The sequence below is a fragment of the Streptococcus suis genome (assembly GCA_022354845.1).
Classification (GTDB): Bacteria; Bacillota; Bacilli; order Lactobacillales; family Streptococcaceae; genus Streptococcus; species Streptococcus suis_AA.
This window is the reverse complement of sequence record CP031970.1, coordinates 92,120-113,102: the sequence shown is the minus strand read 5'-3', so window position 1 is coordinate 113,102 and position 20,983 is coordinate 92,120. Positions and strand designations below refer to the sequence as shown.

22 protein-coding genes and 2 pseudogenes are annotated in these 20,983 nt (G+C 38.4%); 5 read left to right on the top strand and 19 right to left on the bottom strand.

Annotated elements, in window-relative coordinates; all coding sequences use genetic code 11:
- Window positions 1-132: 132 nt before the first annotated feature.
- On the bottom strand, window positions 133-714 hold the full coding sequence (locus D2A30_00660; GenBank protein ID ULL20243.1) for a CHAP domain-containing protein: 582 nt from the start codon (window positions 712-714) through the stop codon (window positions 133-135).
- A gap of 158 nt (window positions 715-872) precedes the next feature.
- Here D2A30_00660 and D2A30_00655 point away from each other — a divergent pair, with 158 nt between their 5' ends.
- The gene (locus D2A30_00655) at window positions 873-1,637 is read left to right on the top strand and encodes an alpha/beta hydrolase (protein ULL20242.1); all 765 of its coding nucleotides are present in this window, start codon (window positions 873-875) and stop codon (window positions 1,635-1,637) included.
- A gap of 90 nt (window positions 1,638-1,727) precedes the next feature.
- Here D2A30_00655 and D2A30_00650 read toward each other — a convergent pair whose 3' ends face one another.
- A complete protein-coding gene (locus tag D2A30_00650) occupies window positions 1,728-2,126 on the bottom strand; it encodes a hypothetical protein (protein ID ULL20241.1) in 399 nt (132 codons plus the stop codon).
- Window positions 2,127-2,148: 22 nt separating this feature from the next.
- Window positions 2,149-4,650: a leucine--tRNA ligase gene (locus D2A30_00645; protein ID ULL20240.1), complete on the bottom strand. Its 2,502-nt coding sequence runs from the start codon at window positions 4,648-4,650 to the stop codon at window positions 2,149-2,151.
- A 183-nt stretch (window positions 4,651-4,833) separates the two neighbouring features.
- Between D2A30_00645 and D2A30_00640 the strand changes: the two genes are divergently transcribed.
- Window positions 4,834-5,655, top strand: a complete 822-nt coding sequence (locus D2A30_00640; protein ID ULL20239.1) for a hypothetical protein — start codon at window positions 4,834-4,836, stop codon at window positions 5,653-5,655.
- Between the two features lie 75 nt (window positions 5,656-5,730).
- Here the strand turns inward: D2A30_00640 and D2A30_00635 are convergent, their stop codons facing one another.
- A complete protein-coding gene (locus D2A30_00635) occupies window positions 5,731-7,623 on the bottom strand; it encodes an endopeptidase (protein ULL20238.1) in 1,893 nt (630 codons plus the stop codon).
- 191 nt (window positions 7,624-7,814) lie between these two features.
- Here D2A30_00635 and D2A30_00630 point away from each other — a divergent pair, with 191 nt between their 5' ends.
- Both D2A30_00630 and D2A30_00625 read left to right on the top strand, forming a co-directional pair.
- Window positions 7,815-8,474: a metal-dependent transcriptional regulator gene (locus tag D2A30_00630; GenBank protein ULL20237.1), complete on the top strand. Its 660-nt coding sequence runs from the start codon at window positions 7,815-7,817 to the stop codon at window positions 8,472-8,474.
- 74 nt (window positions 8,475-8,548) lie between these two features.
- A pseudogene (locus D2A30_00625) lies at window positions 8,549-10,120 on the top strand (IS3 family transposase).
- Between the two features lie 12 nt (window positions 10,121-10,132).
- Here the strand turns inward: D2A30_00625 and D2A30_00620 are convergent.
- From D2A30_00620 to D2A30_00575, 10 genes are all read right to left on the bottom strand, one after another.
- A complete protein-coding gene (locus D2A30_00620) occupies window positions 10,133-10,474 on the bottom strand; it encodes a hypothetical protein (GenBank protein ULL20236.1) in 342 nt (113 codons plus the stop codon).
- A 348-nt stretch (window positions 10,475-10,822) separates the two neighbouring features.
- Window positions 10,823-12,184, bottom strand: coding sequence for a bacteriocin secretion accessory protein (locus D2A30_00615; protein ULL20235.1), 1,362 nt, complete (start codon window positions 12,182-12,184; stop codon window positions 10,823-10,825).
- Between the two features lie 9 nt (window positions 12,185-12,193).
- Window positions 12,194-14,344 (bottom strand): peptide cleavage/export ABC transporter, encoded by a 2,151-nt coding sequence (locus tag D2A30_00610; GenBank protein ID ULL20234.1) that lies wholly within the window; start codon window positions 14,342-14,344, stop codon window positions 12,194-12,196.
- A 171-nt stretch (window positions 14,345-14,515) separates the two neighbouring features.
- A complete protein-coding gene (locus D2A30_00605) occupies window positions 14,516-14,725 on the bottom strand; it encodes a hypothetical protein (protein ID ULL20233.1) in 210 nt (69 codons plus the stop codon).
- 27 nt (window positions 14,726-14,752) lie between these two features.
- Entirely contained in the window at window positions 14,753-14,944 is a 192-nt protein-coding gene (locus D2A30_00600; GenBank protein ID ULL20232.1) for a class IIb bacteriocin, lactobin A/cerein 7B family, read from the bottom strand.
- A 20-nt stretch (window positions 14,945-14,964) separates the two neighbouring features.
- A complete protein-coding gene (locus D2A30_00595) occupies window positions 14,965-15,153 on the bottom strand; it encodes a class IIb bacteriocin, lactobin A/cerein 7B family (protein ULL20231.1) in 189 nt (62 codons plus the stop codon).
- A 178-nt stretch (window positions 15,154-15,331) separates the two neighbouring features.
- Window positions 15,332-15,457: a bacteriocin gene (locus D2A30_00590; GenBank protein ID ULL20230.1), complete on the bottom strand. Its 126-nt coding sequence runs from the start codon at window positions 15,455-15,457 to the stop codon at window positions 15,332-15,334.
- A gap of 10 nt (window positions 15,458-15,467) precedes the next feature.
- Window positions 15,468-15,611, bottom strand: a complete 144-nt coding sequence (locus D2A30_00585) for a bacteriocin (protein ULL20229.1) — start codon at window positions 15,609-15,611, stop codon at window positions 15,468-15,470.
- Window positions 15,612-15,856: 245 nt separating this feature from the next.
- Entirely contained in the window at window positions 15,857-16,081 is a 225-nt protein-coding gene (locus D2A30_00580) for a hypothetical protein (GenBank protein ID ULL20228.1), read from the bottom strand.
- Window positions 16,082-16,093: 12 nt separating this feature from the next.
- A complete protein-coding gene (locus tag D2A30_00575) occupies window positions 16,094-16,882 on the bottom strand; it encodes a ParA family protein (protein ID ULL20227.1) in 789 nt (262 codons plus the stop codon).
- Window positions 16,883-17,083: 201 nt separating this feature from the next.
- Here D2A30_00575 and D2A30_00570 point away from each other — a divergent pair, with 201 nt between their 5' ends.
- The gene (locus tag D2A30_00570; GenBank protein ID ULL20226.1) at window positions 17,084-17,209 is read left to right on the top strand and encodes a bacteriocin; all 126 of its coding nucleotides are present in this window, start codon (window positions 17,084-17,086) and stop codon (window positions 17,207-17,209) included.
- Window positions 17,210-17,337: 128 nt separating this feature from the next.
- Here the strand turns inward: D2A30_00570 and D2A30_00565 are convergent, their stop codons facing one another.
- The 5 genes and pseudogenes from D2A30_00565 to D2A30_00545 all read right to left on the bottom strand — a co-directional run bounded on the left by D2A30_00565 (window position 17,338) and on the right by D2A30_00545 (window position 20,983).
- Window positions 17,338-18,681, bottom strand: coding sequence for a GHKL domain-containing protein (locus tag D2A30_00565; protein ULL21960.1), 1,344 nt, complete (start codon window positions 18,679-18,681; stop codon window positions 17,338-17,340).
- Window positions 18,681-19,418 carry a DNA-binding response regulator gene (locus tag D2A30_00560; GenBank protein ULL20225.1) on the bottom strand — a complete coding sequence of 246 codons (738 nt, stop codon included), beginning with the start codon at window positions 19,416-19,418 and terminating at the stop codon, window positions 18,681-18,683. The genes D2A30_00565 and D2A30_00560 overlap by 1 nt, the downstream gene beginning before the upstream one ends.
- 174 nt (window positions 19,419-19,592) lie before the next feature.
- A pseudogene (locus D2A30_00555) lies at window positions 19,593-19,768 on the bottom strand (putative holin-like toxin).
- A gap of 509 nt (window positions 19,769-20,277) precedes the next feature.
- Window positions 20,278-20,463: a hypothetical protein gene (locus D2A30_00550; GenBank protein ID ULL20224.1), complete on the bottom strand. Its 186-nt coding sequence runs from the start codon at window positions 20,461-20,463 to the stop codon at window positions 20,278-20,280.
- A gap of 76 nt (window positions 20,464-20,539) precedes the next feature.
- Entirely contained in the window at window positions 20,540-20,983 is a 444-nt protein-coding gene (locus tag D2A30_00545) for a D-tyrosyl-tRNA(Tyr) deacylase (GenBank protein ULL20223.1), read from the bottom strand.

The window sequence follows — 20,983 nt, the reverse complement described above, 5'->3', positions numbered from 1 at the left end:
AAACTACCCCCTTGGATTTAACCATATTCGGTCGCAGCCATGGAGGTAGTTTTATCTTGTGTCATTAGTTTTATACTTTGTGATGATATTCAAAGAAGCCAAACCTTTTTCATTGACAAAAATCTTGCAGTTTCACACTCCAGCAGGGGGATAAATATAACTTACCGTTCCCTCACTGGTTTTTGTCGGATCAAAGAAACCTCGAATATTACTTGGATAATAGGATCCATTATAGTTTGACTCAGTGACTTGAATTTGACCATCGGTAGCCACATCTGTTACATAGGCAACATGCCCGTAGCCACCATTTTCATCTGTCCAGACTGTAATTGCGCCAACTTTTGGTATTGTTCCAACTTCATAGCCTAAGGAAGCTGCACTGGTTGTCCAATCTCCAGCGTTTCCCCAATAGTTCCCAACCCATGGAGCCATTTCTTTTGCTCCCCATGTACATTGACCTGCTGGGTAAGTATTGGATGTATATTCAACCGTCACCTCTGAAACCATATTTGTAGCTAATGCTGCTTCTTCAGCTCTTTTTTTCGCTGCAGCTTTTGTTGCTAAAGCCTGCTTTTTTAATATTTCTAACGAAGGTCTATCATTTACAGTTAGGTCATCCGCAAGAATAGTGGATGTTCCCGTCCAAAACAGATTTCCCATAAACAGAGCAAATATCCCTAATTTAAGATATCTTTTGATAATTTGGTGGTTCATATTATTCGATTCCTTTAAGTTTTTTTCACCCAATCCATCCTATAGGACAATTCTTGCATAGAGCTTAAAATAACGTAACAAATATTACAGATAGGTTGCAAATGCTTAACAATTGTTTTTTCTCATGCTATAATTAAGAAAAAGTCAGGAGTAAACCTATGAAAAGCATCGTTTTAATACACGGTACCTGGTGTAATGGCACATTCTGGGGAGACTTTGCTACGAAATTGGAACAAATGGGTCTACGAGTCCACACACCCAGCCTACGCCACCATGACTTACCCTATAACGAAGTCGCAAACAAGGTCGGCGCCATCAGCCTAACAGACTATGTCAAGGACTTGGTATCCTTGGTCGAAAGCCTAGAAGAACCGCCACTTCTTTTGGGGCATTCTCTGGGCTGTCTACTAGCCCAAATGGTCGCAGAACGCACTCCGGTGGCTGGCATGATTCTCATGGGCCCTGCCCCAACAGCTGACATCTTGGCCCTCTATCCGACCATGTTAGCCAGCTTTTTACCGCACTTCCTTCGCTGGGGATTCTGGAAAAAGCCTATGCCACCCTATAAAAAAGCCTTCTTTAACTACTGTCTAAATGCTCAAGATGCCGAGATAAAAGAAGGACTCTATCAAGATCTGGTGCCAGAATCTGGCAAAGTCTACACCCAAATGGCCTTTCCTTTTTTGGATAAAAGCAGAGCTGCCTATGTTGATTTCAGCAAGATGACAGGACCTGTCCTCATTATCACTGGAAGCGAGGATAAGATGACCGTTTCTGCCATCGCTCGGAAAACAGCACAGAATTACAAAGATTCAATCCTGATTTCCCTAACAGGAGCAGACCATATGTACCCGATAGGCAAATTCCAAGACAAGACCCTGTCCGTTATCCATGCTTGGTTAAACGAGAAAGGCTATCTATAAACAGCCAAAAACGACCTCCTAAACGGAAGTCGTTTTCTTGTATTCATTAGTTCATAATAATCTTCATCTAGGTATCCGAAGTCGATTAACCTAGTCACGCTTTCGACTCGAACGCATGCCACGGATTTGGGTCAAGGTCTCATCTTTTTCAAAAGCTTGGTATTCCTTAGATTCTCGAGGATAGAGGGCCGATTTTCCCTCTTCATCAAAGTGAATCCCCCAGCCATAGCGCTTGCTGAGAGCCGAACTACGCATACAAGCCTGCCCCTTAGAGAAAAATTCTTCCTCAGAGATACCTCTGCGGGCTCCGTTAGACTCATAAATCACCTGATCCGAAGTATATTGGTAGGGACTGTCTTTGAGCCTATCGTACTGGATACGAACAGCCGATTTAGGCTCCTTCAAAGGAGGCTCTTGCGCAATTTCCACCGGACAATCCTCCGCCACAGCAAGAAAGGCATTATAGTAATTGGTTGAATGTTTTTTCATAGCTTGTCCTGCAAGGAATTCCTTACTTAGTAACGATATTGACGAGTTTGTTCGGCACACTAATCACCTTCACAACTGTTTGCCCAGCGATTTCAGCTTGGACTTTTTCGTCTGCCAGAGCGGCTTTTTCAAGGTCTGCTGGTGACAGGTCTTTGGCTACGGTCAAGCGGGCTTTCACCTTGCCTTTGATTTGGACAACGATTTCTACCTCGCTTTCTACCAGCTTGCTTTCGTCATAGCTTGGCCACGCTACGTAGCTGATAGACTGACCCGTATTTGCAAGACCCTGCCAGAGTTCTTCTGCCAAGTGTGGTGCAAATGGAGCAATCAATTGGACAAAGCCTTTGGCATAGTCGACATAAAGCTTATCTTCCTTGTTGGCTGCGTTGATAAAAATCATGAGCTGAGCGATAGCCGTGTTGAATTTCAGGTCTTCAATATGCTCTGTCACTGTCTTCACAGTTTCATTGTAAACCTTATCCAAAGCTCCGCTATTTTCCGCCACAATCTCCTTGGTCGTCAAGAGACGATAGACACGATCGAGGAACTTACGGCTACCTTCGAGACCCTCTTCTGACCAGGCGATTGACGCATCAAGTGGGCCCATGAACATTTCATAAACACGAAGAGTATCTGCACCGAACTGCTCGACCACATCATCTGGGTTAACCACGTTCTTAAGAGATTTAGACATCTTAGCAGGTGCCTGCTCCAACTCTTCACCAGTTTGGATGTGGAAGAAGGACCCATCGCGTTTCTCCACCTTGTCGGTCGCAACAAGGGCACCACGGCTGTCACGGTAGCTAGTCCCCAAAATCATCCCTTGGTTAAAGAGTTTTTGGAAGGGCTCTTTGGTCGGTACAACACCGATGTCATAGAGGAACTTGTGCCAGAAGCGAGCGTAGAGCAGGTGAAGGACTGCGTGCTCGGCACCACCGATGTAGATGTCCACTGGCAACCAAGCCTTGAGAAGCTCTTCGTCTGCCAATTTCTCATCATTGTCCGGGTCAATATAGCGGAGGTAGTACCAGCTAGAACCCGCCCATTGTGGCATGGTGTTGGTCTCACGGCGACCTTTTACGCCGTCTTCCCGCACCACTTTCAACCAGTCTGTCAAGTTAGCAAGAGGTGACTCCCCTGTACCTGAAGGCTTGATGTCTGAGGTTTTTGGCAATACCAGAGGTAACTCATTTTCTGGGACTGCTGTGGAAGTACCGTCTTCCCAGTGGATGATTGGAATTGGCTCACCCCAATAACGTTGACGGCTGAAGAGCCAGTCACGGAGGCGGTAAGAAATTTTTTCTTGACCAACACCATTTTCTTCCAACCAAGCCACCATTTTAGCAATGGCATCAGCCTTGTTGAGACCATCTAGGAAGTCTGAATTAATGTGAAGACCATCTCCTGTGTAAGGTGCTTCATCTACATTGCCACCTTCCAAAACTGGAATGATGTCCAAACCAAACTGTTTGGCAAAGTCCCAGTCACGCTCATCGTGGCCAGGAACCGCCATGATAGCACCTGTTCCGTAGCTTGCCAGTACATAGTCGGCAATCCAGATTGGAATTTCTTTACCATTTACAGGGTTAATGGCGTAGGCACCTGTCCAAACACCCGTCTTGTCTTTGGCAAGGTCTGTACGGGCAAGATCTGATTTAAGAGAAGCTTGGCGTTTGTACTCTGACACAGCTTCTGCCTGCTCAGGCGATGTAATGCTATCAACCAAGTCATGCTCAGGAGCAAGGACAGCATAGGTCGCACCAAAGAGGGTATCTGGACGAGTTGTGAAAACAGTGAAGTCCTTGTCTGTGTCCTTGATTTTGAAGGTCACATTTGCACCTGTTGACTTACCAATCCAGTTGCGCTGCATATCCTTGATTGACTCTGGCCAATTAACCTCTTCTAGATCATTGAGCAAGCGTTCTGCATAGGCAGTGATTTTCAACATCCATTGACGCATTGGCTTGCGAACAACTGGGTAGCCACCACGTTCAGACGTTCCGTCAGGAAGGACCTCTTCGTTGGCGATGGCTGTTCCCAATTCCTCTACCCAGTTGACAGGCACTTCTGCCTCATAGGCTAGGCCTTTTTCATACAACTTAGTGAAAATCCACTGAGTCCACTTGTAGTAGTTAGGGTCAGTCGTATTGACCTCACGGTCCCAATCGTAAGAAAAGCCAAGGGCGTTAATCTGACGCTTGAAGTTAGCGATATTTTCCGCCGTAAAGTCAGCTGGGTCATTTCCCGTGTCCATAGCGTATTGCTCTGCTGGCAGACCAAAGGCATCCCAACCCATTGGGTGAAGAACGTTATAACCTTTGGCACGCTTGTAACGGCTGAGAATATCTGTCGCAGTATAACCCTCTGGGTGACCAACGTGAAGGCCTGCACCAGACGGATAAGGAAACATGTCTAGGGCATAAAAGTTTGGCTTGTCCGCATCTGTTCCCGTCTTAAAAGTATGATTTTTTGCCCAAAATTCCTGCCATTTGGGCTCGATTTCCTTGTGATTGTAGAAGCTCATGTCATTTCTCCATGTCAATAAATTATCTTTACTATTATATCACGAAATAAGGAAAGAAAAAAGCAGGATTGTAAACCCTGATAAAAATAACTGTAGCGTTACAATAGATGTTGTTCATCTTACCAAAAAATGGTATAATTCCTTCTGTAAATATATAAACTAAAACATGCTAAAGGAGTGATCATGCTTCATTTTCGTGATCGTAAGGCGTTTTTTTCTGTTCTTGGATTTCTATTGCTTGCTCTAATTTCCTATTTTATTCTATCTGATGCAGCGTTTTTTCACAGTATGAATGCTGGTACCATTGCTTACTTAGATGAAAAACGCGAAGAGGTCATGACTCTGACCGTCCTATCTGGCGTGATTTCCACTGCTATTACAGCCATACCGGGGGACATTGGAATACCTGTCGCTGAAAATTTTGCGGATATTGCTGACTATCTACTGTTTGTTTTTGGAGGTATTTGGGTTCAAAAATATCTAGTTTCATTAGCAACGGCCTTGACCTTTAAATTTTTTATCCCCATCAGTTGCCTGATTTCTGCTGCCAATGCTTTCCTTAAATTGGATCATTTAAAGGCTATCGCAACCCGCTTCACTCTCTTTAGCCTCCTAATTCTTTTTCTAGTCCCGTCCAGCGTCTGGTTGTCAAAACACATCGAGGGCACCTATCAATATTCAGTGCAAGAAAAAATTGTAGAAATCGAAAGTACTGCTAGTGAGGTTGAAGAGGATAAAAATTTCTTTGAAGAACTGGTTGATAATGTAACAGATTACTTTGCAATAATCAAAGAAAAAACCGAGACTGCCCTTGCCAACATGTTAGAAGCAGCAGTCGTCCTTATCATTACATCGTGCATCATTCCAATATTGGTTTTTCTAATCTTCTTCAAAGCCTTTCACTTTATTTTCGGAATAACCTTGCCTACCCCACCTTATAAACCAACTGTCTTCAACAAGCTTATGAAAAGTAGACATACAAAAAAGGTTGTCAATACTGATTGAGTTCGACGGAACCCCTTCTCATATTTTGATTATAAATAAACTCCCTAGCGCATATAAAACTAGGGAGTTTCTGTTTTACCAAATAATCACACGGTCTTCTTTAGTACGCCACATGCCGTCGCCTTCTTGAACGCCAAAGGTTTCATGGAATTCATCGAAGTTTGGCAACTGGATGTTGGTGCGCAGATGACCTGGTGCATGGACATCCACACTTGCCAACATCTGCATGAACTCAGGACGGGCCTTCATTCGCCAGATACGAGCAAAGTTGGTGAAGAATTCCTCAGCGGAGAAGTCTTCTTCTGACTTGGCTGCTTCTAAGGCTGCTGCAATCCCACCAAGGTCGGCAATATTTTCTGACACAGTCAACTTACCATTGATTTTGGCACCATAAGAATCCTGACCTTCAAACTGGTCAATGACCTGCTGGGTACGAGATTCAAAAGCTGCATAGTCTTCTTCTGTCCACCAGTTATTGAGACTACCATACTCATCAAAGGAGGCACCGTTTGAGTCAAAGGCATGGGAAATCTCGTGGGCAATGACAGCACCAATACCGCCGTAGTTAGCTGATGAAGACTGTTCTAGCGAGTAGAAAGGTGCCTGCAAAATGGCTGCTGGAAAGACAATCAAGTTTTTCTGTGGGTTATAGTAGGCATTGACCATGTGAGCTGGCATGCCCCATTCCTTAATATCCACAGGCTTGTTCCACTTGCTCCAACTATGAGCAATGTCAATCTTGTTTAGTTCGATAGCATTTTCCACCAAGGACTTGCTTGGGTCAATGATCTTCTTATAATAACGCTCTGGCAAGGCATCTGGGTAACCAATGTAAGGCTTGATAACATTGAGTTTGACAATGGCTTTGTCACGCGTTTCCTGAGCCAACCAGTCTGCAGTTTCCAAACGAGACTTGTAGACCTCAATCATCTTGGCAACTTTTGCTTCCACATCGGCCTTGGCTTCTGGTGAGAATTTTTCTCCAGCATACCAAAGACCGAGGGCTTGGTTAAAGTAGCCTTGTGCCAGATTGTAGGCTGCTTTTTCTTGGTTTTGAGCCTGCGGTGTACCAGAAAGGGCACGGCTATAGGCTCCTGCTAGAATACGAATTTCATCCGACAGAAAGGCTGTATAAGCTCCTGCCGCTTTCAAAATCAAGGTCGCCTTCAAAAGCTCCCAATTATCCTCACTGTAAATGTCCTTAGCTGCTTGCCAGAAACGTTCCTCTGGAACGATAATCTTGTCTGGTGTTTGCCCCAAAATCGCTGTGAAGAAATCATCCAAAGGCAACTCTGGTACTAAGGCAGTAAAATCTGCCCACTCGTACGGGTGGTAAAGTTTGGCGTACTCAGAACCTTCTTCATTTGACAAGACATACTTGGCAACCTTGGCATCCAGTTCCAAACGTTTGTCCAGAAGGTCCTTGATCTCTTCATCTGAAAAATCAAACTTAGGTAAGAGGGCCTCTTGACTCTCTCTCCAAGTTTTGAGCAATTCTGCTCCTTTTTCATGACCTTCTTCATAGTAGGTCGTATCTGGTAAGATAATACCTAATGAATCTGCCCAAAGAACATTTGTTGTCGCATCCATAAAGTCAGGTGCCACACCAAAAGGCATGAGATTTGGCTTGCCGGCCAACTCAAACTCTGCCAACTTGCTGGTAAATTCTTCGAAAGAGTTAAGAGCCTTGTACTCCGCAATCAAGGCCTGAGCAGGCTCCGCTCCCAAACGGTCACGGGTTTCATAGTCGGCTACTTGTTTGTGGAAAGCCACGAAATTTTGCAAAACGCTATCTTCTGGGACATTTTCCCCTGTCAACCAAGCATTTGTCGTATCAATCATGAGCTTTTCAATCTCGTCCGCCAAATCAGAAAAGCCACCTGTTCTTGGCTTATCGTCTGGAATCACGGCTGTTTTTGCCCATTCGCCATTGACGTATTCGTAAAAATCATCTTGTAAACGTGTCATTCTATTCTCCTTTGTATTTCATAATGATTATGATAACAAAAAATTATGACAATTTCACATGTTAAATCTGTCTCTAACGCAACTTTTTATTTAGCAACAAGAATTTCTTAGTTGAGAATCTTCTGAAAAAGCATTTGCCCATTATTTATCTATTTTTTGTTATAATATTCTTAACTAGAAAGCGAGTTCTCATGACACCAAACAAAGAAGATTATCTAAAATGTATTTATGAGTTAGGTCAATTAGACCAAAAAATTACCAATAAACTCATCGCAGAGAAGATGGCCTTCTCTGCACCAGCCGTTTCCGAAATGCTCAAAAAAATGGTAGCCGAAGAGCTCATTTCTAAGGATGCCAAGGCAGGTTATCTCCTCAGCCAAACTGCCCTTGAAATGGTCGCCAGCCTCTATCGCAAACACCGCTTGATTGAGGTATTCTTAGTTGAACAACTCGGCTATTCTGCAGAGGAAGTCCATGAGGAAGCTGAGATTCTAGAGCACACCGTTTCAGATCACTTTATCAATCGCCTAGACCTACTACTGGAACAGCCCCAAACTTGTCCTCACGGTGGAAGCATTCCTCAAGCAGGTCAGCCACTCATCGAACGCTACCAGACACGACTCTCCCAAATCACTGAAACTGGATACTACCAACTTGTCCGTATACACGACTTTTATCAGCTCCTCCAGTACTTAGAACAACATGATTTAGCTGTCGGAGATCAGCTGGTTGTAACAGATTTTGATAGTTTTGCCCAAACGATTACTATTCAGTACAAGGGCAAAGAACTCGCAGTACCCACCACTATTGCTCAACAATTATACATAGAAAAAACCAATCGCCCAAATTAAACTGATATACTCCCCTTATAGTGGACAGTGAAAAAACAAAAATTTTCACTAGAAACTTTAAGGGGAGTTTTATTATGTCCAAAAGAAGTCCAAAATCTGTATCTGAGAAACTAGAAATTGTTCTACTTCACTTGGAAGAAGGAAAATCACTTAGTTGGTTAACTAGAAACCAAGGTATTTCTAAAGACACCCTATCGAACTGGGTTCGGAAGTACAAAGAAGCTGGTATTGAGGGGCTAGAGGAAAGCCGTCAATGGAAGAAGTATAGTAAGGAACTAAAGGAACAAGCTGTTTCCGACTATCTTAATGGCTTGGGAAATCTCAAAAATCTGACCAAAAAAATATGGAATTTCTGACCCATATGTTCTCAGATTATGGATAAAAAGTTATACTAGTGGTAAAGAACTGAAAGCTACTAGTAAAGGAATGAGACGCATGAAACAAGGACGCAAGACAACATTTGAAGAACGGATTGAGATTGTTAATTTTACCCTTGCCCACGAGAAAGATTACCAAGGGGCTGTTGAGAAGTATGGTGTTTCCTACCAACAGGTCTATTCTTTGGTCAGAAAGTTCGAGAAGGATGGTTCTAACGGTCTCCTAGATCGTCGTGGGAAAGGCCTGGAAAGCAAGCCTAATCTGACTCCAGAAGAAGAGTTACGCCTCAAAATCAAGCAACAGGAAGAACGGATTAAGTATCTTGAAATGGAGAACGGCCTGCTAAAAAAGTTAGAAGAAATCAAGCGACGAAACCGTCGGTAAGACTTGGTCGCCACTTGGAATCCTTCCAAGCGATTAAAGAATATGCGGATGAACAGGAAGAGGCTTCTATCAGCCACTTGTGCCGTATTCTAAAGGTATCTCGCTCAGGCTACTATAAGTGGTTACAACATCAGGAAACAGTTTCTGAACAGGAAAATTTAGTATTGATGAATGTCATCAAGGAACTTCATAGCCAACATAATGGTATTCTTGGTTATCGTCGTATGACGCTATTTGTCAATCGCAAGCTTGGAACCAGCTACAACAAGAAACGGATTCGACGCTTGATGCACATTCTAGGTCTACGTTCCATTATCAGAAGAGCCAAGGGTTATTGTACTAAGACTAGCTTTGTCAATGTAGAGGACAACATTCTCAATCGTAATTTTACAGCTACTGCTCCAAATCAGAAATGGTGTACAGATGTGACTTTCTTGAAGTACGGTTTCAGCTGTAAAGCCTATTTGAGTGCTATTAAGGATCTTTACGACGGCTCAATTGTCGCCTATGTAGTTGGTCAATTTAATGATAACGAATTGGTATTGGAAACACTTCGTAAAGCACAAAAAGCTAATCCTAATGCGACACCATTAATTCACAGCGACCGAGGTTCGCAGTATACTTCGAAAGATTATTACCGTTTAACTACCAAATACCAGATGACCCGCTCCATGTCTCGTGTTGGTAAGTGTATTGACAATGCACCAATTGAGAGTTTCTTTGGGCACTTTAAGACGGAGTGCTATGATTTGAAGAAATATAAGACTTTTGAGGAGCTAGTTTCAGATATTGATGCCTACATCTATTTTTACAATCATCAACGTTTTCAAGAGCGCAAAAACGGCCTTGCCCCTCTTGAAATGAGGAACAAGGCCGTCGCCTAATCTTTTATTATTTCATTGTCCACTTGACAGGGAACTGTTCATTGTCTTCCAATCCCATAATACAACACATGAAATAAATATTAAAATTTTAATAATGATTCCCAAAATAACCAATCCAAACAATTTACCATAGCTATAGCCTTTTGCCTCTAAACTAGCGTCACGATAGTTTTTCCGAAGAGTTTCCAATAACCCAAAAACGAAAAGAGTGAGAAGAATCCAACAAAACACATGTAGGATATAACCAAGTAGGTGTTCATCTATATTCCCCCAACTCATCTCAGCAGTGAAGAGGACTTGTATGACTAAGGTTAACAATAAAACCTGTACTATGCTTTTTATCCAATTAACCATCACTACCCTCCTGCTTCGACTTTGTTTATGCTATCAACTATCTATTTTGCCATTCATTTGAACAAACCTAGAAACCAATTGACTAACTTATAGTTAGAATTATTTGGCAATAAAATTGCTGGAACTCCACTCCCTGTAATACTTTTAAGTTCTTTTTTTGTCAAGTCTCTCATACTACTACTACTTTCTAAATATATTTATCTTGTTTACATATTCAGTATAAACAACTATTATCTCCTTTTTCCTTATAAATCATGAAATGGTATTGTTTAGTAATGAACAGCCGATTTTTACCATTGGCGACAAAAAAGAAACCAAATTTACAAATTCGATTTCTTCCTGTGTTATTTAATTTAAAAATTTATCCAGATAATAGTCCAAATATGTTTTCTCTCCAGTTACTACAACGATTTCTCCAGATGTACCATATTTCAGAACCTGGGTTTCCTTATCCGAAAGTTTCACCTCTGAAACAACTTTAAAGTAGCTACCCGTCTCTGTCTTAGTGGCATTACTATCTATACTTGAGATTTTTGAAATAAGAGTTAGTTCTTTATTGGATGAATCCTGGGTTTTAAACTTAATCTTGTCTCCTACTTTAAGGCTGGAAATATCACTAGAAGGAATATAAGTCTCAATCAAAACTTTCTTCTCATCTGCAATAATTGGATATATTTGAGCAATCAATGTTCCTTCTGGAATCAATTCTGCATTAAGGACTTCATTATTCATATGAACAATCCCAGCAACAGTAGACACAATTTCAGTATTTGAAAGAGTATTATTTTGGACATCTAATCCATTCTCCAACTCATTAATTTTTTGTTCCAAAGCTGTTAGTTCTTGACTTGCTTCTGAAATTTTTTGAGATTGTAAAGAAGAAAACTGGCTATCTAAGCTGGAATTGTAGGATTGCTGAACACCAGCACTAGAATATTGGATTTGATAACTAGATAATTCTGACTGAAATTGCTGGATTTGTGAATCAATCTGAGTAATCGTTTGGTTCTTTAGACTATCCTTTTCTACATCACTCGTTAATGTCCCAGATTGTGAAATATAGGTAGTATATAATGAGTACCCTTGGTTCATACTGTCGATCGATGTTCCTGTTGAAATAGCACTCTTTAACGCTTGATAATCCGATATTTTACCTGATAGTTCATTGATTAAACCACCAATTGTATTTTGAGTATTCGTTGATGCTGCGTTCTGTGAAGCAATTGTTCCATTCTGTTGTGAAACACTACTTTCTAGTGTTTGTCGTTGATTCAAGTAATCCTCAAACCTACGATAGTAACCAAATGTATCTGTTTCTGGAAACTGACTAGTAGTGGTCTCATAGCTCAATTTTAATAGCTCAAGCTGCTCTTTTTGTTTTTGCAGTAAACTCAACTGATCTTCAGAGTTATCTTGTTGCAACGTCTCATTTGTAGAATCGTACTTGATCAAGACATCACCAACATTAACTACGAGATTTTCCTTCAGTGAATTTAAAATAATCTTGTTACTGCTGGTTGATTGAACCTGGGCTAATACTTTTACTGGCTCTACAGTAGCAGCACTTTTAAGAGTAATTTCTTTTTTAAAGAATGCCAAAAATACAACCAAGAAAACCATCAAAGCAAATACTGGAAGAATCAATTTACTTGAAAAATTATGATACCGTTTTTGATAAAATTCCGAACTTTCTAGTAATTCTTCGTACATGATTCCCTCCTAACTATTTACTAAATGAGCATAAAATCCTTGTTTCTGTAGCAAATCTTGATGAGTTCCTTCTTCAATAATTTTACCTTTATCAAGGACAACAATATGCTCCGTTCTTTCAGAAATTGTTAATCTATGAGCAATGAAAATCAATGTCTTATCTAATTCCATAAGATTATCTATGATTTTCTTCTCAGTCAATACATCTAAGCTACTGGTTGCCTCATCTAAAATCAATACTGGAGAATCCGTCAATAAGGCTCTAGCCAAGGCAATCCTCTGACGCTGACCTCCTGAAATACCAACACCATCTGACGTTAATTCTGTTTGATAGTTCAACGGCATAGATTCTATATCGGACTTGATTTCTGCGATTTGAACTGCCCTAGAAATATCTTCCTGAGTCGTTCCCTCTTTTGCTCCTAGCAAAAGATTATCCAGGATAGTACCATTAAAAACATACGGTTGTTGAGGTAGATAATTGATATATCTTCGAAGACTTTCTTTGTTAATGTCTTCTAGATTCACATCATCTAATAAAATCTCACCCTTTGATGGACTAAAGAAGTTAACAAGCATCTTGGCCAATGTAGTTTTTCCTGAACCTGAAATTCCTACAAATGACACCTTACTACCTGCTTTCAATGTGAGATTAATGTCACTAAGAACATCTCTACCATATCCATACTTATAGCTGACACTGTTGAATGTTAGATTCCCTTTGAAATGGCTCAAATCATGAACTGTTTTTTGCTCTTCAAATTCAGATTTTACCAGGTATACTTCATTTAGGCGGTTATTTGCAACTTTAGCAGTTTGTAACTTCGTCTGAAGGTTAATAATATTTTCCAGAGGGTTTGTGAAGTAAACCAATAGAGAGTTATAGGTAATAAGCTGACCTAATGTCATCTTATTATCCATAACAAGATTTGCTCCCATCCATAATACCGCAACATTCAGCAATAACTGAGCCAATTTTTTTAGCGTTTTCTGAATGCTCTCAGCTCTACCGTAAGCAAATGACTTCTTCAGATAATCAATAAATTCCTTATCAATCTTTTGATAACGTTGACGTTCACTTGTTAAGGACTTGATTGTCTCAATGCCGTTAATATCTTCAATGATTGAAGATGATAGGACCGCATTAGATTCCATTGTTTCTTGATTCATTTTTTCGAATGGTTTCATGAAAGATAGGATAATCACGGTATAGATTGGCAATGCAAGTAAGCTAATGAAAAATAGGTTAATGTTTTGAGAAAACAAAACAATTGAAACAATGATGATAATCGAAACATCTAAGAAAACCGATAAAATCGTACTTGCTAAAGCATCGATGATTGAATTAGCATCAGTGAAACGTGAAACGATTTCCCCTGTTCTTCTTGTTGCAAAGAAAGACATCGGCAAGTGAAAAACATGCTTGATATAAGACAAAATAACATCAATTGATAATCTCTGCCCCAGGACCAATAATAAGTACTCTTGAGCATATGAAATCAGTTGTTGAAGAATATAGACGATAACTAATCCAACTGACACAATGCTTAGAGTATTTTTTACCTGTTCAGGAATATAGGTATCTATAATCGATTGTAGATAGTATGAACCAACAATATTGATTATAGTCACTATAAGAGTGGCAATGACAATATTTAATATCAGTCCCCTCTGTCTAGCAAGGATAGGGACAAAAGACAATAAGCTATCTTTCTTTTCTTTGTGAACCTTATAGCTGGGAGTGGGAGCAATAAAAAGAGATACTCCTGTCCACTCCTCTTCAAATCGCTCACGTGGCATCTTAATCATCTTAACTGTCGGATCTGGATCGGCAATATGGATTGACTTTTTATCACATCCAGTTACGACATAATAGTGCATCAAATTCCCATTTTTGACTACATGAGCAATAAAAGGATAGATGATATCCTCATCAAAAAGAGTCATATCTGCACGGATTGCTCGAGTTTCAAATCCTTCACCTTCAGCAACTTTGACCAATCCAAAAGCTGTTGTCCCCTCTTGTGTAGTCTTCGCTAACTCACGCAAAGTGGCCAATGAGTAATAAGACCCATAGAAACCAAAAACCATTGCTAGAGATGCAACACCGCAGTCCCTAGTATCTACTTGAGCACGATAATGTTTCTTCTTAAAACGCATATAATCTCCTATCGATTTACATATCTATTATCATACACTATTTCTACTGATTTGAAAATGACACAACAGAAAAAAGCTGATATCCAGCCTTTTCTGAATTAATAATCATTTGATGGTTGCGTTTACAATACTTCTACTTATTTTATAATAGAACCTCTTCTATATATGCTGTTAGCTGTGTTTTTTATTGCTTCCAGTTCTATTTTTTTCAATAATTAATAAAATTACAGTTGAAAACAGAGGTGGAATTAAATAGCTGTTTTCAGTAATAACCATGTTAAATCCAATTATTGATAGCAATTTAAGGACTAATATATTTATTACAAATAAAGAAAAAAATAGTAGGGAAATCTTCATAATTCGTTTTATTTCGTTTTTCATCGTTTACCTCCCCGACATCCTATTTTATCAAAAATGAGATAAAACCCAGTCCCCAGCTCTTTTTACAGCTTTCCCTCCTACATATACAGTTGTAGCTGTCGCACCTACAATACCTACAGCTTTAGTCACTCCCCATGCAATAGCCAACGCTCCAGCTACTGAACCACCTTTAATTTCTTCTAACTCCTGAAAATTTACTGTCTCATAATCTTTAATCATATTATCTATCTCCTTTATTTTTAAGTTGTTGCCAATGCTGCAATTCCGAGTGTTGCTCCTGCAGATAGTGCATGACCAACAAGTACTTGCGTTCCCCATACAGTAAACAGCACCGGACCAAAGAAACCACCTTCCATCTCCATCAACTCTTGATCTGAAAGTGCTACAAAGTTCGTATTCATATTATCCATTATTTCAAATTTAGTCATATTATTTTTCTCCTTTATGTATTATTTTGTTCTAAATTATGACCTATCTATTAATATTTTTTGTGATTTATTATATATTTTAAATGAAAATAATCACTGTTGGTGAAAACGCAACCTTTAAAAGATATAACATATGCGACATATCCATCACCCTCCTTCTTTATTTATTTTTTAAAATTTATTTCAATGTTTTAATAAGCCATTCTGCAATCTTCTTCGACCAGATGACTGGTACTGGAATTAAAATGCTCCCACCATTTGTATTTTGAAGTTCTGATTGACTTAAAGTTTTAAATTTAGTCATTCTATTCCTCCTACATAATAGCTACTTTAGGTTTCACCGGTTCTCCTGGAAGATAAATTATAGGGCGACGAATAGCATTTCCTACAAAACTTACCAATCCTAAAATACTTCCACCTGTAATATTTTGAAGTTCTACATCTGTCATTTTTTTCATGAGTTTCTCCTTTCTTTATTTAACTAAGCCATTGGTTTCTTTAGTAGTTCCAAAAATAATTGCCAAAAAATCATATTCTTTACCCCTATCTGATTTTTTTTCTGTGTTGTTTTGTTTACATGCATAGTATAAAACAAAAAGAGTCCTAATTTTATTTCTTGTCATGAAATGTCGTTATTTTGTAATGAATGACCATTATTTACCGTTAAAGAAAAAATCCAGCTAAAGTAAGCTGAATTTTTTGGTTATTTTCTGTTGAGATAATAATCTCTAATTAAGCTTGAAAGAAACTGTGAATCTGACACACGGATAGGGGACGACTCTGCCAATTCCTTAAGCATTTGACGTTCTGAGGGCAATAGAGTAAAAGAATAAGTCTTCTTCAGTTCTTGACTTTCTGATACTACCATTCCTTTTTTTACAGAAACTTCCTCCCTAGCTTTTTGAAAATTTGAAAATTTATTTGTCATGATTACTTCTCCTTATATAGTATGAATGATTTTTTCAAAGACTTCTTCAATGTGATCATAAAAGTGCTTATGACGTCTCTTTTCAGCATCTGACATTTCATCCTGAAGTTCAAATATACTCTTATCGCTCAACAAGCTCTTTGCCAGTAATTCTTTTTTCGGAATTACTCCTAACAAACCTGAATCATCAGCAATAATATCCAAAAATTCTCGTGAGCTACTTCCGATATGCTCTATTTTATTCCCAATCAGATACGGAACAGCCTGAATATAGGACCTCCTAGTCATAATGTCGACAACCTCAGATTTAAGACGACTAATGGTTTCTTGGAGTTCTAACCAGGCACGATAACCGTTTCTAGAAGGTTCTGAAACTCCAATCACAGCATCCGCAACTGCTATAAAGTTCGATGTAACCAAGCTAGCATCATTATGAGTATCTATAACAACGTAATCATATTTACTTAGCACATCAATGTTATCCGCAAACCACATAAAAAGAATCAGACAATTATTTTGTTTCTTCCTAAGCTCCAAATCCTCATCAGTTAAAAATTCTGAACCTTTGATAAAGTCCAGTTTTTTATCAACAGGGTATATCTCAAAAGCTCCTCCTTTAAATGCATCATAAATAGAACTTGTCCCTAATTCTTTAAAAGAATAAGTTAAATTACATGATGAGTCCCCATCTATTAGAAGAACCTTTTTATGTTTTATAGATGATAACCACTTAGAAAAGTTATAAGAAAAAGTAGACTTACCTGTACCACCTTTATTGATATTAATTGTTATTATCTTCATGTAAATCACCTCTAATATATTGCATCATATTATTTTATAATATGATACAATATATTGTTTTTTCTTTATAAAATTTAAAAAATGGTCATTCATTACAAAATAATGACCATTCATTACTTATGTGTGCGTTTTCACTAAAATTCCTTTATAATGAAACTATAAATAAAGTCTAAGATATAAATAATAAAAGGAGATTAACAAATGAATAAACATAATAATTGTACAGTGTCCCACTCACTTTCAAAAGAAGAACTCCAGAATATCACTGGGGGAAATCGTTCAGATTTTTGGGACTTTCTTCTACCACGTATACAAGGGAAAAAATAAACTATGTCACACTAGTCCTCCTAAATTCAGACATAATAAAACACTCCTGGTAAAAAGCTAGCAAACTAGAAACTGGAGTGTTTTATTTCTTTCTCAATTTATATACCTAATGTCTCCTTTGTATTTCATTAATACTCATTTTCTATAAAAATCAACTCCTGAACAAATCGATGATTGCTACTGTTCGTTGATATAGAAAATTTAGGATATTTATGTAAAATAGCTTTTACATTGGCCAAGCCAATTCCTCGATTATCTCCTTTTGTAGAATGACCATATTCAAAAATATGACTTGTGGATACCTTATCTTCAACCGTAGTATTTTCTACAACGACAATTTTTCGGTCATATTCCTGGAAATAGGCAAATACAATATTTCCATTTGTACACTGCTCTGCAGCATCGATAGCATTATCTAATAAAATAGACAGAATCGTTATGAATTCTATCAACTCTAAAGCAGGTGGTTCAATTTCAGCATCTACTTCCACAGAAATTGCAATACCTTTTTTTTGCGCCTCCAACATCTTAGATGACAGCAAACTCTTCACAGCAGGATTTTGTATATTGGATAATCTAGCTATATCGTACTTTCCATCATAGAATTTTCTATCAGAATCTGCTATCACTTCTTGATAAATTGAACGAATCGCAACAATATCTTCTTCCTTAATTGCTTCATTCAGACTAATAAGAATATTAGTGTAGTCGTGTCGGAAACTTCGAATTTCTTTATAAAGTGACTCAACATGACGACTATAACGGCCTAAATCTGTTAATTGTTTGTCTTTCAACTCCTGGATTTCTTTGTCTTGTTTTTCTTTATTTCTGTAATTCAGATATAATAAACTTGCTGTAAAAAGAACAAAATAAAGTAATACTATATTGGTACGAACATAATAAGGATCCCAATTAACTGATATTACTTTCATTTCTACCCATCTTTCAATTAGAACTGTAGTTCTGACAAAAAGAAAATAGACAATGAATGAAATATTCAAACGGATAAACATATTTTTAAAATCACTATCAAGTGTATCAACTTTTAAATACTTAGCTTCAATTCTCAACCCTTTAAAAAAGAGAGTATAGAACGGTATAAGCAACAAGGTTAAAATAATATCGAAAAATAAACCTAAACTGAAATAATCCAATTGAAACACAAATCTTAAATAGAGACTTATGATACGTTGAAACATATCCCCTATTACAAATGGCAATAAGCCGTAAAATAGTTTCTGGGTTCCATTCCAATTTGTTTTTAAAAAAGGAATAATAACCAAAAAAGAAAAAGGCTCTAATAACAGATATATGTCATAAAAAACTATTTGACAACCGGTTAATAGGAAAGCAATCCAACATTTTTTCAAATTGCTCAAAAATAAACCACTGATTTGTTGAAGAATCATCAAACGAATCAGCATGTCAATAAAGAAAACCGTATCATAAAAAGGAGATATAAAAATATTCATCATTTAATCTCCAGCAAATCTGCAAGTTTCTTCTGCTTCAAACGAGAAACAAAACAAGATTCTCCATTCTCAAAATAGGCAATATGGTTTGTTCTGTCCAATCTTGTTATATTTAATGGATTCACTACACAAGAACGATGTGCCTGGTAAAGTCGTTCGTCAGCTTTCGCTATATCGGATACTTTCCCGTAAAACTCAGTCTGACCTGTTTTCGTTTTTAAAATGACTTTATGAATCGTTGATGATGTTTCAAAATAAAGAATATCACTAAAAGGGACTTGAATATAAGCAGTTTCAGTTTTATATACAAAAGAATTTTCAGCTATAGTATGATCAATATTTTCAAAAGCATGCACTAACACATCTGATACTGCCTTTTGAAAGTCACTATCCTCTAGGCCTTTATCTATAAAATCTAAAGCAGAAACTCGATAACGATACGTTACCGGCATAAATTCTGAGTGAGTTGTTACAAAGACAATAACAGCATAGGGATCGCGAGCACGGATTTCTTTAGCGATTTCCATTCCTTTCTTTTCTTCGCCTTTAATTTCAATATCTAAAAAGAAAAATTGGTGATTGCCTGCTTCCTCAATTGATTCCAATAACTGATTTGGTTTACCAAAAACTTCTAGGAATTTATACCTTACTGACGTTTCTTCAACACACCGCCTAATAGCATTTTCTAGCCTGCTCTGCTGAAAAAAATCATCTTCTAATACAAAAATATTAAGCATAGAAATCTCCTACATTTTTTGTAAGTAATAATCATTATTATAGCATATTTAGACAAAAGATAAATGTCCAATTCGACTTGATAGACCTGCCGATGTATATTAAACATAGAAAAAGGTAGTTGCCAGAAACAACTACCCTTTGCAGAACCGTTTAAGACGGTGACTTGTTATAAATTATGAAAAAATTACCGTGAACTCGCCAAAGTTATAGACGGTTATTTTTTTGCCGTTTTTACCAATTCAAGAACGAACATCACGGGAGCGATAACAAAGTTACCAGCTACAAACATGAGTGTCAGCACCTCAAGGTTGACAAGCTAAGACCTTCGACGTGAGAGTTTTGAAACGATATTTTTCAAAACTCGAGCTAGTGCGAGCCCTAGACAAATCTTATAGGATTTGTCGTTGCCAGATGAGTAAGTTCACTTACCAGCTGGCTTGGGCTAGCCTCTTCGTCAGATTCGGATGATTTGCATAGTAGAACAAAAAGTTCCATTCCACTTCTCTTAATTCGCGTCAACATCTCAGCACAGTGGTTGATTGGCTTAAACAGTCCAGGGGACTGTTTAAGGTTGGAGATAGGATTTGCAAAGCAAATCACAGCAGTTCGTGCTTCGCACTCCAAATCTAACCTATACGACTGTTGCGAACAAGTTCGCTCCATTTCCAACCTCAAAATGTTCACTGAACCTTTTGAGCTGTGCGGGGGCGGTAAGTCGAACTCATTTTCTACTAGTTGAGTTCTGTACCGCTCCCACCTACCTTTCAGAAATTAGCGCTACCGTCTTTACTTTTCACAAAATTTTTGTAGCATACTTAATAAAACATTGTAGTCCAATTTACATACCAAAAAACCAGCCTACTCGGGCTGGTCTTCTTGTAGTCGCTCTTTTAGGCGACGCCGATATAAAATCTGCGAAGGGATGAAGTAAAGAAAACTCACAAGAATGATCCAGCGTTTATCCACTCCGCTAAAGAAAATCACTAGAATCAAAATAAATGCAATCGTCAAATAAAAGAAATGATTGGTGAACAATTTTTTCATAACCAGCTTCCATGACTACCTTTCGACATTAGTATATCAAAATAGAGATAGAGACTATAGGCTATTTCTGAAATTCTTACCTGTTTTTTGTATCTAAGATAATGGTAACTGGTCCATCATTGACTAGACTGACCTGCATATCAGCCCCAAAGACACCCACCTCGACTGGTACAAATTCAGACAAGGCCTGATTAAACTCATCATAGAGTTGACTAGCCATAGCAGGAGCTGCCGCTCCTGTAAATGCAGGGCGATTACCTTTTTTTGTATCCGCAAAAAGAGTAAATTGAGAAATGGATAATATCTTGCCCTCCACATCTTGAACAGATTTGTTCATCTTACCTGCCTCATCTGAAAATATCCGCATACTAACGATTTTTCGCACAGCATAATCTAAATCTTCTTGACCATCTTCCGGACCAATACCGACCAAAAGAAGAAGGCCTTGCTTGATCTGCCCATGTACCATATCTTCGATAGTCACACTAGCTTGAGAAACACGTTGTAATACTATTTTCAT

Excerpts from the sequence above, each read along its gene's own strand:
- D2A30_00590 (ULL20230.1), bottom strand. The coding sequence starts at position 15,457 with ATGACTAAATTTAAAACTTTAAGTCAATCAGAACTTCAAAATACAAAT.
- D2A30_00575 (ULL20227.1), bottom strand. The coding sequence starts at position 16,882 with ATGAAGATAATAACAATTAATATCAATAAAGGTGGTACAGGTAAGTCT.
- D2A30_00660 (ULL20243.1), bottom strand. The coding sequence starts at position 714 with ATGAACCACCAAATTATCAAAAGATATCTTAAATTAGGGATATTTGCT.
- D2A30_00580 (ULL20228.1), bottom strand. The coding sequence starts at position 16,081 with ATGACAAATAAATTTTCAAATTTTCAAAAAGCTAGGGAGGAAGTTTCT.
- D2A30_00640 (ULL20239.1), top strand. The coding sequence starts at position 4,834 with ATGCTTCATTTTCGTGATCGTAAGGCGTTTTTTTCTGTTCTTGGATTT.
- D2A30_00655 (ULL20242.1), top strand. The coding sequence starts at position 873 with ATGAAAAGCATCGTTTTAATACACGGTACCTGGTGTAATGGCACATTC.
- D2A30_00620 (ULL20236.1), bottom strand. The coding sequence starts at position 10,474 with ATGGTTAATTGGATAAAAAGCATAGTACAGGTTTTATTGTTAACCTTA.
- D2A30_00595 (ULL20231.1), bottom strand. The coding sequence starts at position 15,153 with ATGACTAAATTTGAAATAATGGATAATATGAATACGAACTTTGTAGCA.
- D2A30_00650 (ULL20241.1), bottom strand. The coding sequence starts at position 2,126 with ATGAAAAAACATTCAACCAATTACTATAATGCCTTTCTTGCTGTGGCG.
- D2A30_00600 (ULL20232.1), bottom strand. The coding sequence starts at position 14,944 with ATGATTAAAGATTATGAGACAGTAAATTTTCAGGAGTTAGAAGAAATT.
- D2A30_00610 (ULL20234.1), bottom strand. The coding sequence starts at position 14,344 with ATGCGTTTTAAGAAGAAACATTATCGTGCTCAAGTAGATACTAGGGAC.
- D2A30_00545 (ULL20223.1), bottom strand. The coding sequence starts at position 20,983 with ATGAAAATAGTATTACAACGTGTTTCTCAAGCTAGTGTGACTATCGAA.
- D2A30_00630 (ULL20237.1), top strand. The coding sequence starts at position 7,815 with ATGACACCAAACAAAGAAGATTATCTAAAATGTATTTATGAGTTAGGT.
- D2A30_00635 (ULL20238.1), bottom strand. The coding sequence starts at position 7,623 with ATGACACGTTTACAAGATGATTTTTACGAATACGTCAATGGCGAATGG.
- D2A30_00615 (ULL20235.1), bottom strand. The coding sequence starts at position 12,184 with ATGTACGAAGAATTACTAGAAAGTTCGGAATTTTATCAAAAACGGTAT.
- D2A30_00560 (ULL20225.1), bottom strand. The coding sequence starts at position 19,418 with ATGCTTAATATTTTTGTATTAGAAGATGATTTTTTTCAGCAGAGCAGG.
- D2A30_00645 (ULL20240.1), bottom strand. The coding sequence starts at position 4,650 with ATGAGCTTCTACAATCACAAGGAAATCGAGCCCAAATGGCAGGAATTT.
- D2A30_00565 (ULL21960.1), bottom strand. The coding sequence starts at position 18,681 with ATGAATATTTTTATATCTCCTTTTTATGATACGGTTTTCTTTATTGAC.
- D2A30_00605 (ULL20233.1), bottom strand. The coding sequence starts at position 14,725 with ATGAAAAACGAAATAAAACGAATTATGAAGATTTCCCTACTATTTTTT.
- D2A30_00550 (ULL20224.1), bottom strand. The coding sequence starts at position 20,463 with ATGAAAAAATTGTTCACCAATCATTTCTTTTATTTGACGATTGCATTT.
- D2A30_00570 (ULL20226.1), top strand. The coding sequence starts at position 17,084 with ATGAATAAACATAATAATTGTACAGTGTCCCACTCACTTTCAAAAGAA.
- D2A30_00585 (ULL20229.1), bottom strand. The coding sequence starts at position 15,611 with ATGAAAAAAATGACAGATGTAGAACTTCAAAATATTACAGGTGGAAGT.